Origin of the sequence: Ginsengibacter hankyongi, from assembly GCF_008710285.1 — a bacterium.
Lineage (GTDB): Bacteria > Bacteroidota > Bacteroidia > Chitinophagales > Chitinophagaceae > Ginsengibacter > Ginsengibacter hankyongi.
The window spans coordinates 220,695-232,049 of sequence record NZ_VYQF01000001.1; the positions used below are offsets into that span (position 1 = coordinate 220,695).

General features: G+C 35.9%; 7 protein-coding genes. 6 read left to right on the forward strand and 1 reads right to left on the reverse strand.

Annotation, left to right across the window (positions count from 1 at the left end; genetic code table 11):
• The first annotated feature begins 10 nt into the window (after positions 1-10).
• A complete protein-coding gene (locus FW778_RS01000) occupies positions 11-292 on the forward strand; it encodes a DUF3175 domain-containing protein (RefSeq protein WP_235905995.1) in 282 nt (93 codons plus the stop codon).
• A 239-nt stretch (positions 293-531) separates the two neighbouring features.
• On the opposite strand, the gene FW778_RS01005 is transcribed toward FW778_RS01000, so the two are convergent.
• Complete coding sequence (locus FW778_RS01005; RefSeq protein ID WP_150412709.1) at positions 532-1,902, reverse strand: aminotransferase class III-fold pyridoxal phosphate-dependent enzyme; 1,371 nt, start codon at positions 1,900-1,902, stop codon at positions 532-534.
• A 563-nt stretch (positions 1,903-2,465) separates the two neighbouring features.
• Here FW778_RS01005 and FW778_RS01010 point away from each other — a divergent pair.
• The 5 genes from FW778_RS01010 to FW778_RS01030 are packed head-to-tail and all read left to right on the forward strand — an operon-like array spanning position 2,466 to position 11,333.
• Positions 2,466-3,335, forward strand: a complete 870-nt coding sequence (locus FW778_RS01010) for an SdiA-regulated domain-containing protein (RefSeq protein ID WP_150412710.1) — start codon at positions 2,466-2,468, stop codon at positions 3,333-3,335.
• Positions 3,335-6,985, forward strand: a complete 3,651-nt coding sequence (locus FW778_RS01015; protein ID WP_150412711.1) for a BamA/TamA family outer membrane protein — start codon at positions 3,335-3,337, stop codon at positions 6,983-6,985. The genes FW778_RS01010 and FW778_RS01015 overlap by 1 nt, the downstream gene beginning before the upstream one ends.
• Before the next feature lie 2 nt (positions 6,986-6,987).
• Entirely contained in the window at positions 6,988-8,214 is a 1,227-nt protein-coding gene (locus FW778_RS01020; RefSeq protein WP_150412712.1) for a Pycsar system effector family protein, read from the forward strand.
• Between the two features lie 12 nt (positions 8,215-8,226).
• Complete coding sequence (gene ppk1, locus FW778_RS01025) at positions 8,227-10,269, forward strand: polyphosphate kinase 1 (protein WP_150412713.1); 2,043 nt, start codon at positions 8,227-8,229, stop codon at positions 10,267-10,269.
• Positions 10,266-11,333, forward strand: a complete 1,068-nt coding sequence (locus FW778_RS01030) for an adenylate/guanylate cyclase domain-containing protein (RefSeq protein ID WP_150412714.1) — start codon at positions 10,266-10,268, stop codon at positions 11,331-11,333. The genes ppk1 and FW778_RS01030 overlap by 4 nt, the downstream gene beginning before the upstream one ends.
• Positions 11,334-11,355: the final 22 nt, after the last annotated feature.

Here is an 11,355-nt window from a genome sequence, read left to right on the forward strand (position 1 = left end):
AAAAAAAACCATGGCGACAAAAAAACCTGCAGCAAAAAAAGCCGCTCCAAAAAAATGGTCTAAGGATGTAACAGAACATAGCAACGCAATGGATTTGGAGAAAGATGTATTTAAACAAAAAGATCCAAAAAAGATTGCTGAATCCATTAAAAAGTCTGCTGAGAATAGTACAAGAAGAAAAGCCGGCCCTTTTCAATCCGCAATGTCAATGATTAATTTTTATGAGAACCGTGGCGGAAAAAATATTTCCGCATCGCAAAAAAAAGTTTTAGATAATCGAAAGAAGAATTGAGAAAATTGTTTGGAAGAGAAGAAGAGAAATAATGCGATTTGGTTTTAGAACCTTTTGGCAATATTTCTCAAAACGTTTTACCTCCGTCAGAAGATCAAGCAAAAATGTATCCGTTCAATTCTGATGCTAATCCATAGCGTTACGTAATTCCAGGAATGCAGGTTTAGTTTCCTTTTACATCTTGAGTTACGTAAAAAGTAAGAGCTATTCTTCTAAAGCCTTTGTAACATTATCACCTTTTACTCATAATTTAAAATTACTTCTCCATCGGCTATTGAAATTGCTTCGCTTATGATCGCAAGACCCTCGTCAATTTGCTTTTCGTTTATGCATAACGGTGGTGCTATGAAAATGTAATTCCATCTAACGAAAGTATACATGCCAAGTTCCCTGATTTTTGCTGCCACTTTATTCATAACAACCATGTCATCGGGCTTTGCATTAAACGGCGCCATAGGTTCTTTGGTTTTTCTATTCTTCACCAATTCTAAACATCCGAGCAAACCTGTATTTCGCCAGTCGCCAATACTTGGGTGTTTTGTTTTCAGTTCGTCAATTTTTTGATCAATATATCTTCCCATGATTGCGGCATTTTCTATGAGATTGTCATCTTCGTAAATTTTTAAAACTTCAAAAGCAGCTGCGCAACATACAGGATGAGCAGAATAAGTAAGCCCGATAGGAAGATAGGTATCATCAAACTTTGAAGCAATTTTATCCGAAACCATTAAACAACCAAATGGCAAATAACCACAGGTAATACCTTTAGCCATTGCAATCATATCCGGAACGATATCATGATTTTGGAAACCGAACCATTTACCGGTTCTTCCAAAACCACTCATTACTTCATCGATGATTAATAGGATTCCATTCTTGTTACAGAGTTGTTTTACTTTTTGCAAATAACCTTTTGGATATTGCAGACAACCCGATGAACCAGACTCGCCTTCCAATAAAATTGCAGCAATATTATTCGGTCCTTCATAAGCAATTATCCTTTCCAATTGTGCAACACTTTCTTTTAGTAAATTTTCTTCACCATATTCCCAACGGTATAAATAAGGCAAATCGAAATGAACAAAATTCGTCGCCTGCTGTGAATCAACAGGGATTTTTCTTGGATCTCCACTGGCTGTCATTGCTGCATTGGTAGAGCCATGGTATGATTGATAACGGGTTAGAATTTTATGTCTGCCCGTATATAACCTTGCCAGTTTAATTGCATTTTCAATTGAATCCGCCCCACCTAACGTGAAGAAAGCCTTGTTTAGATCACCAGGGCAAATTTCCGCCAGCTTTTTTCCAAGTTCCCCGCGGGGTTTTGTAACACAGGATGGCGTAACATAACTCACCTGTTGCATCTGCCTCATAACTGCATCGGTTACACGCTGATCGCCATGACCAATATTTACATTCATCAGGCCCGATGAAAAATCAATATAACGTTTCCCTTCATAATCATAAAGATAAACTCCTTCAGCATGTTCAACTGCTATCGGGTTGGTTCCTTTTTGCTTGCTCCAGGAAAACAGGGTGTAGTCCTGGCTGTTTTGAATAATCTCCCCCGTTTCAGTCCCGGATGGCGCAACTTTTTCAATTGTATTCATGGTAATTCATTTCATTTAAAAAATTATAACCCGCAATTTAAGTTTCCCAGATCAAAACATTTCTCAATTTCTGCAATAGATTCCCCAATTGCTTTCCCATTTTCTCATGAACGCAATTCAGCGAATTGTAAAACTTTTCTTCTAATAAAGTTTTATATTTAAAGAAACCCTGCATTTGTCTTCGTCCGCGCTCTTGGTTTAGCCGGTTAAATGTTATTTGGCTAACCGGACGTTTACCATGATCGCAGAAGAGGGCAATCGGGTTTTTGAAAGCACGGCACCGTCTTTTGGAGAAATTACTCGTAGTTTGCGGGTTCCAGCAGCAAAAAAAATTCAACCTATGGCGTTTTAACGTGGTTATTTTTCATACTACTGGAATATTGATTAAGAATTGGGACGTTAGCGTAGGCCAAAAACCACAAATCCTCTTTTTTAATTTAAAATAAATCAGGATTTCATGGCCCGGTTTTTTAAAATTCAATGTAACCTTATGTTTAAACTATTAGGGCAGGGAATTTGTATTGACTGTAATCATTTAACAAACTAAACTTTTTAAAGCTTATATGCATCCCCGAAATGCGTTGTTACTTTTATTTTTCTTCTTAAAATTTCATTCGTATGAAGGATGTACATCTGCTAAAAACAAGGTTAATTTACCATGCAAAGAATACGACCTCAGTAAGCCTTATATATTAAAGCTTGGAGATGCCCTTACTGAAATTTCCGGTATTTACTTTTATCCGAAAGACAGCAGTGTATTTGCAATATCAGATGAGTATGGAAATCTATATAAAATTAAGTTCAATGAAAATTATCTTACAGAGAAATGGAAATTTGATAAAACACATGATTTTGAAGATGTGTTGCTTCATGATGGTACTTTTTATGTTTTGGAAAGTAATGGCAATATCGACGCTTTAAACTTTTCTGCTAAAGGAGATACCATTTTTAACCGTAAAAGCAAATTCCCCGGAAACGATAAAAAGAAAAATGAATTTGAATCTTTGTATTATGATAGTGATTACAATAAAATAATTATGATTTGCAAAGATTGTGAAGACGATAAAAAAAATACAGTTTCATCGTGGGCGTTTGACCCCTCAAACGACCATTACATTCTATCTCAGTTTTTGATTAACACAAAAACAATTGCAGAAAAATTGGGCGAAGAGAAAATTAAATTAAAACCCTCTGCTGCAACCATTAACCCGGTTACGAAAGATGTATGGATACTCGCATCCACTAATCAATTATTGATTGTAACCGACAATAAAGGTAATACCAAAGAGGTGTACACTTTAGATCCTGTAATCTTTAACCAACCGGAAGGCATCTCATTTACTCCCTGGGGAGATTTGATAATTTCCAATGAAGCAGGCGATAAATATGGCACTGCTTCCCTATTAATTTTTAAGCCTAAAAAAAGAGTGTAATGCAAAAATGCATTTTATTTATCTTGCTTTTTTTTGTCATCCATATCTGTTATGGACAGGCGGACTCTATACAGGCAAGAATAGTACTTATCGGCGATGCCGGAGAACTTAATTATGGAAGAGCCCCGGTTATTGATGCAGCACGAAATCTGATCCCTCTTAACAGTAACACTACCATCATTTATTTAGGAGATAACATTTATGATAACGGTTTGCCTGATGATATTATGCCAGGCTATGCAGCTGCGAGAGCAGTAATTGATTCGCAAATTAATATTGCAAAAGGCACTCCGGCAAAAGTTATATTCATCCCGGGGAATCATGACTGGAACAATGAAGATCCTAACGGTCTTGAAATTGTCAATCGCCAGGATAGATACATAAATTCCAATGGTAAAAATATAATGTTCCTGCCAAGAGATGGATGCCCGGGGCCTGTGGAATACAGCATCAACGATGATATTGAATTGGTTATTTACGACAGCCAATGGTTTATAAGATCACCCGGTGAAAGGCCCGGAATTGAATCGGACTGCGGTTTCAAAACTCCTGAACAATTTTATAATGAACTGGAAGATATTATAAACAGGAATTCTAAAAAGCTAATAATACTTGCCGGCCATCATACCTTAAAAAGTTATGGAATTCATGGAGGATACTTTCGTTTGAAACAACACATCTTTCCGTTTACTGAAATGAAACCAAACCTGTGGATCCCATTACCTGTTATTGGTTCTCTGTATCCAATTGTAAGAGGCATCTTCGGCACACCTGAGGATCTGCATTATCCGGCTTATGCCAACATGATTAATAACATTGAAAATATCACGAAAAATCATTCCAACATAATTTTTGTCGGTGGTCACGAACACACTCTTCAGCTTATTAAAGACAGCAGTAATTATTATATAGTAAGCGGTGGCGGATCGAAAACCACGAGAGTTTCTTACAGCAACAAAACAAAATACGCTGCCGCGGCTCTTGGGTTTGCTACGTTGGAAATATCAAAAAATAAAAATGTACATGTAGATTTTTATACAGTAAACCAGGATTCTGTACATCATGGTTATTCTAAAAATATCTTGAATTTTTCAGCGATTGCAACTGAACCAGCCGATACTTCAAAAATTCCCCAGGCAATTCCAACTGCAAACTTTAAAGACAGTGTAACAGTGGCTGTAAATAAACAATACAACCAGGTTTCATCCATCCACAAATTTATCGCAGGAAAAAATTACAGGAAAGAATGGAGCACACCGGTACATTTAAAAGTTTTTAGAATTAACAAGCAATTTGGCGGCTTTAAAATTTTAAGCATGGGCGGTGGCAAGCAAACTGAATCTTTACGCCTGCAAGATAAAGATGGCCACGAATGGATACTAAGATCGGTTGATAAAGACCCAACGGGATCTATACCCGAAGTTTTGAAGCCATACATTGCTGAAAATATAATGAAAGATATGATTACCGCAGAACATCCTTATGGGGCGCTTATGGTTCCCCCTTTAGCAGATGCTGCAAAAATAGAACATGCTGACCCACAATATTATTTTGTTCCTGATGATCCGGCCCTTGGCTTTTACAGGTCAAAATTCGCCAATAAGATTTGCTTGCTCGAATTTCACGATCCTACTTCTGATGAAACTGAAACCAAAAGTACAGCAAAGGTTATTGACAAACTGGTGGAAGACAGCAAGAATCACATGGACCAGGAAAGTGTATTACGTGCACGGCTACTCGATATGATGATCGGCGATTGGGACAGGCATTTTGATCAATGGCGGTTTGGAACAACGGATACAGGCGTTGGCAAGTTATATTACCCCGTTCCACGCGACAGGGACCAGGCATTTTTCTATTCAGATGGCTTGTTTATAAAATCATTAAGTATTGCAGCGTTGCCCTACCTGCAGGGCTTCAAAAAACATTACCCTGATATTAAATGGTTTAACTGGGAAGAAAGAAACTTTGACAGGTATTTTATGAACAACCTCGATGAGTATGCATGGAAAAGGATCATCACTAAATTCCAGGCCGATGAAACCGATACTGTAATTGCTGATGCGGTAAAAAGATTACCTCCTGAAATATATAAAATGGATTCAGCTAAAATAACTGCAAAGCTAAAAAGCAGGCGGGACCTCATTCTAAAAAATGGGATAAAATATTACAGGTTCTTATCGAAAGAAGTTAACGTGGTTGGCAGTAATAAAAATGAATATTTTAAAGTGTTTAATTCTGGCGACAACCTCCAGGTAACCGTTTATAAGCGAAAACGAAGCACTGACTCCGCCAGCGTTATGTTCAACCGAACGTTCAATTCTTCAACAACTAAATTTATTAACTTGTATGGACTAAATGGGAACGATATTTTTGAAGTGGACTCCACGGCTAATAGTAAAATTAAATTAAGAATTATAGGTGGAAAAGGCCGCGATACCTTCGACATTAAGGGCAATGTAAGAAATGTAATTTACGATTTTAAGCCAGACACCAATTTTATAATGCACTCTCACAAAACCAAAAATCAAATATCCAACGATCCTAACGCCAACCTTTATGATATAACCGGTTTTAATTACAATAGTTACAGGCTTCCATTATTAAATATTGGCTATAACCTTGAAGACGGGCTTAATGCAGGTGTAGGCTATTCATTAAAAACTTATAGCTTTCGAAAAGACCCATACTCCACCTACCAGGCCATTACTTCTCTTTACAATTTTAATTCAGGCAAGTACCAGGTAAATTATAACGGCGAGTTTAACGAGGTAATTAATAAATATGATATCGTTGCAAATGGATCCTTATTTAATACGGTGCTTAACAATTATTTTGGCCGTGGAAATCAAACAAAAATTGATAAAACAAAAGGTTACAATTTTTATAAAGTGCGCTACAATTATTTATCAGGCGATCTTTTATTAAGAAAAAGATTTCATCATCTCGTTGAACTCACTTTTGGTCCCTCTTATTATCACTATTGGAATCACACCTCAGATAATAATGGCAAAATACTTTCCCAGCCTTCGCTGGCAGGGCTTGACTCTGCAGATATCTATGCAGATAAATCTTATTTGGGTGGCAAAGTCGCCGTTATTATTCATAATATAAATAGCGATCTTTTACCAACTCGCGGCGTTTATTGGAATACAGAAATATCATCATTATTTGGCATAAATAAGAGCAGCAGGCAAATAACAAAGCTTACAACTGATATGACGGTTTATGCAAGTTTTAAGGATCCAACAAGGCTCGTTACTGTTTTACGAATTGGCTATGGACATATCTTTAGTGAAAATTATGAATATTTCCAGGCGCTTGACCTTGGAGAAAATAATTATTTAAGAGGCTTTAGAAAAAACAGGTTCTCCGGTAAATCTGTTTTTTATCAGTCTACTGAATTCAGGTATAAACTTTTTGACTCTAAATCTTACCTTGTACCGGGTGCAGTTGGGCTAATTGCATTTAATGATTTGGGCAGAGTGTGGATTCCAAGTGAAACTTCACATAAATGGCACGATTCTTTTGGAGGTGGTTTATATTATTCACCTTATAACTTTGCAATTGTATCGGCCACTGTTGCTTTTTCAAATGAAGGAAACCTTTTCAATTTTTCAATAGGTACAAAATTTAATATAACATTCTAATCATGGATAATAAGCTTTATAAAAAGATTGAAGAATATGTAACTGGGCTTTTTGAGCAAAAGCAAATTCCGGCATTGGTGTTTCATAACCTTAGCCATACACAAACAGTTGTAAAACGTGCGCAGGAAATTGCCGGACATTATAAAGTTTCGGAAAACGACATGCTTATTCTTTTTGCTTCAGCATGGTTTCATGATACGGGACATCTTTTTACTGAGCCTGCAAAACATGAAGAAAAGAGTGTTGAAATCATGGAGAAATTTATGAAGGATTATGTTGAAGAAGAAGAGACAATTAATGCCATTGAAGATTGTATCATGGCCACAAAGGCGCCAAGAAATCCAAAGAATTTATTAGGAGAAATAATTTGTGACGCAGATACGTATCATCTCGGCACAAAAGATTTTAAGAAGAGCAATAAAGAAGTTTTTGAAGAGTTCAAACTCAGGTTAGGAGAAAAAGATCAGGTTCAATTTAATGAAGGAACTATAAAGATGTTGGAACATCATCATTTCTATACAAGTTATTGTAAAGACTTACTCGATAAAAGAAAAATGAAAAATTTAAAAAAATTAAAAAAGAAAACGCTCGAACTTGAGGCAGAGCCACAGCCAAAAGTAGGTACACTTGCAGGGCTTGAAAAAGATAAAAGCGGGTTGATGAGTAAAGGCATCCAAACCATGCTTCGCCTTACATCGGAGAATCATTTAAAGCTGAGTGATATGGCCGATCATAAAGCGAACATTCTTATCTCGGTTAATTCTATTATTATTTCTGTAATATTAAGTGTATTACTTCGCAAGTTGCAGGATGAAACTTATTTAGTAATACCAACCATTATTTTTTTACTGGTAGCAGTTAGTACCATTGTAATTTCTATCCTGGCCACAAGGCCTAAAATGACTGGCGGCGAATTTACTTTGGAAGATATAAAACAGAAAAAAACCAATCTGCTTTTTTTTGGAAATTTTTATAAAGCAAGTTACGATGAGTATAACGCTGCAATGAGAGAAATGATGCTTGACACTGATTACCTGTATGGCTCGCTCATTAAAGACATTTATTACCTGGGCGTTGTGCTGGGCAGAAAATATAAACTCATAAGGCTGGCTTATAATATTTTTATGATTGGCATAATTGTTTCTGTTTTTGCTTTTGCCATAGCTGCATTTTTTAATGATGCTGGCAGCTCAGGCACACTGGTAAATGGCGCCGGTTCGCCACTTTAAATGTAATCAATTATGATGTATAACAGAGACCTTAGTTGGCTTGGGTTTAACTTAAGAGTTTTACAGGAGGCTGCAGATGCTGATGTTCCATTATATGAACGGTTAAAATTCTTATCAATTTTTTCTTCCAACCTTGATGAATTTTTTCGTGTACGCTACCCCGAAGTAATCGCTCTTTCTCTTCTCGGCAAAAAAACAAGAAAAGAAATTCATGAATCTGATAAAAATGTTGTAGAAAAAATTCAGGATGAAATTAATCGCCAGCTTGATTTTTTTGGCTCAATTCTGCATAATGAAATCCTGCCTTCATTAAAGCAAAATGGAATTATATTTTATTATAATGAAACAATCCGCATCGAACACCTTCCGGAGATAAGAGAAATTTTTCTTTCAAATATTCTTTCCTTTATCCAGCCGATATATTTAGATGGTAAATCGGAAAAGGGTTTTATGCCTGAAAATAATAAGCTTTATTTGGTAATAACCCTGGAAGATATTAACGGAACATTAAAGCAGGCAATTGTAAATATTCCATCAGAAAAAACTAAAAGATTTTTTACGCTTACTCCGTTAGATGGATTTGATTATGTAATTTTTTTAGATGACATTGTTCGCGAAAACCTCGTTTTTATTTTTCCGGGATTAAAAATAATCGGGGTATATAGTATTAAGTTAAATCGCGACGCAGAGATACATTTAGAAGATGATTACCGTGGAAACCTGTTGAAGAAAATTGAAGGCCGGTTGAAGAAAAGAGATTTCGGTTTGCCATCCAGGTTTCTGTTCCAAAAAGGGATGCCCCTGAATTTGCAAATGTTTTTAATTTCCGCTTTTAATATAACCAACGACGATATGTTTCCCGGCGGAAGGTATCATAATCTAAAAGACCTTTCGAATTTTCCTGACTTTAATAAACACTTATGTTATCAAAAAAGAAAACCGCTTTCATCATCGCACGTTATGAACAGCGGCGATATTTTTGATATTCTTCCCGGCGATGATATATTACTTCATCTCCCCTACCAATCTTATAACCCAGTTCTGTCTTTTTTTAACCAGGCCGCGGTTGACATAAACGTATCGGATATTTATATCACACTATATCGTGTTGCGGAAGAATCTCATATTATTAATGCACTCATCAGCGCAGCAAAAAATGGTAAAAACGTAGTTGTATTTATTGAACTAAAAGCAAGGTTCGATGAAGCTAATAACATAAGATGGAGCCGTATTATGAAGGACGCGGGAATAAAACTCATCTACAGTCCCGCATTAATAAAAGTACATTCGAAAATAGCGTTGGTACGAAAAAAGAAAGATGGAATTAAACAATCATTCGCAGTTTTAAGCACAGGTAATTTTAATGAAATAACTGCACAATTTTATACAGACCATGTATTGATGACAGCGGACAAGCAAATTATAAAAGAGCTTCGTCGCTTGTTTAAATATCTGCAATTGGATCATCATTTTAATAAAGCTAAAGACATTGAATTTAAATCTTTATTGGTTTCGCGGTTTAACATGAAAGAAGAATTAAAAAATCTGATTGATAAAGAAATTGACAAAGCCAAGCAGGGTGAAGATGCGCTGATAAGAATAAAAGTAAATAACCTTGAAGAGCCCGGCTTTATTAATCAACTATATAAAGCAGGCAAAGCGGGTGTAAAAATTAATTTAATTGTAAGAAGCATTTGTTGCTTAGTACCCGGCATACCAGGCGAAAGCGAGAACATTGTTGTTAAGCGGATTGTAGATCGCTATCTGGAACATTCCAGGATATTAATTTTCGGAACTAAAGAAAATGCAGAAGTGATAATGGGTTCTGCCGATCTTATGACCAGGAATTTATATTACCGCATAGAGGCTGATGTTCGTATTAAAAATGAAAATTGTAAAAAAGAATTAATAAAATATTTCACCAAACAATGGGATGATAATGATAAAGCAGTGATGCTGTTAGCAAACTTTCAGCAGGAAAAAATAAACGTTGGCAATGCAGAAAAAATTAATGCGCAACAATCTATTTACAATTTTTTAGAAACAAGGCAATGAGTGCAATCAAAAGATTCTTTTACATTTCCAACTTAAATAAGATTCGATTACGAACTGTTATTTACATCGCCTTGTTCTGGACCGCAATTGATTTTGTAATTGTTCTTTTACGGCAAGATGCACAGGTACATACCAAAAGCCTCTGGTTGCGTGAAATTGTAATGTTTATAGTAAGCCTTATTATGGGATATATTTTCGTTTACAGGCTTAGAAAAATACTCAGGCACTTTCCGTTATGGCTTAATTTTTTGGCAAAAAGCTTTATTCTTATAGGTTCGGCGTTTATATTAACGTTTATAATTCAGTTCACAGAAACCTATTTTTTCCAAAATTTAAACGCTTCTAAAGCCTTTCAGGAAATACGATCTTATGTACTTTACAAAAACTGGCTTCTCTTGAAAATAATCTATTGGATGGTTATTTTCTTTATAACACAGCTCATACTAATTATAAATGAAAAATATTCGCCCGGCGTTTTCCTTGATATTCTTGCAGGCCGCTATATTAATCCAAGAATTGAAAAGCGGATTGTAATGTTTATGGATCTTAAAGATTCCACTCCCATTGCCGAAAGATTGGGGCATTCACTTTATTTTGAATTTATAAGAGATTTTATTTACAGGATGTCACAGGCAGTTATAGAATTTGATGGAACTATATACCAGTACGTAGGTGACGAAATAGTGTGCTCATGGATATTTGCTCCACGTAATACACGCAAATGCCTGGACACGGTAATTCGTGCAAGAAGAAATCTTCAAAAGAAAAGCAACTATTTCAGAAGCAAATATGATGTTGTTCCCGATTTTAGAGTAGGCATTCATATTGGTGAAGTAACTGTTGGGGAAATAGGCGTAATTAAAAAAGACCTTGCTATGAGTGGTGATACAATGAATACAACAGCACGAATAAGGAGTGCATGCACAGAACTTAATCATCATTCCATTGTTTCAAAAACATTTGTGGAAAATATTGACCTTAAAAAATGGCAAACCGAAAGCTTGGGAATGGTAGAACTTAAAGGCAAGGAAAACAGCCTGGAGTTATTTTCACTCAAAATATAAATATGGCTGTTCGCACCAACCC

What these genes read in the sequence shown, in the direction of transcription:
- FW778_RS01000 (WP_235905995.1), top strand. Translation starts at nt 11, where the DNA reads ATGGCGACAAAAAAACCTGCAGCAAAAAAAGCCGCTCCAAAAAAATGG.
- FW778_RS01005 (WP_150412709.1), bottom strand. Translation starts at nt 1,902, where the DNA reads ATGAATACAATTGAAAAAGTTGCGCCATCCGGGACTGAAACGGGGGAG.
- FW778_RS01010 (WP_150412710.1), top strand. Translation starts at nt 2,466, where the DNA reads ATGCATCCCCGAAATGCGTTGTTACTTTTATTTTTCTTCTTAAAATTT.
- FW778_RS01015 (WP_150412711.1), top strand. Translation starts at nt 3,335, where the DNA reads ATGCAAAAATGCATTTTATTTATCTTGCTTTTTTTTGTCATCCATATC.
- FW778_RS01020 (WP_150412712.1), top strand. Translation starts at nt 6,988, where the DNA reads ATGGATAATAAGCTTTATAAAAAGATTGAAGAATATGTAACTGGGCTT.
- ppk1 (WP_150412713.1), top strand. Translation starts at nt 8,227, where the DNA reads ATGATGTATAACAGAGACCTTAGTTGGCTTGGGTTTAACTTAAGAGTT.
- FW778_RS01030 (WP_150412714.1), top strand. Translation starts at nt 10,266, where the DNA reads ATGAGTGCAATCAAAAGATTCTTTTACATTTCCAACTTAAATAAGATT.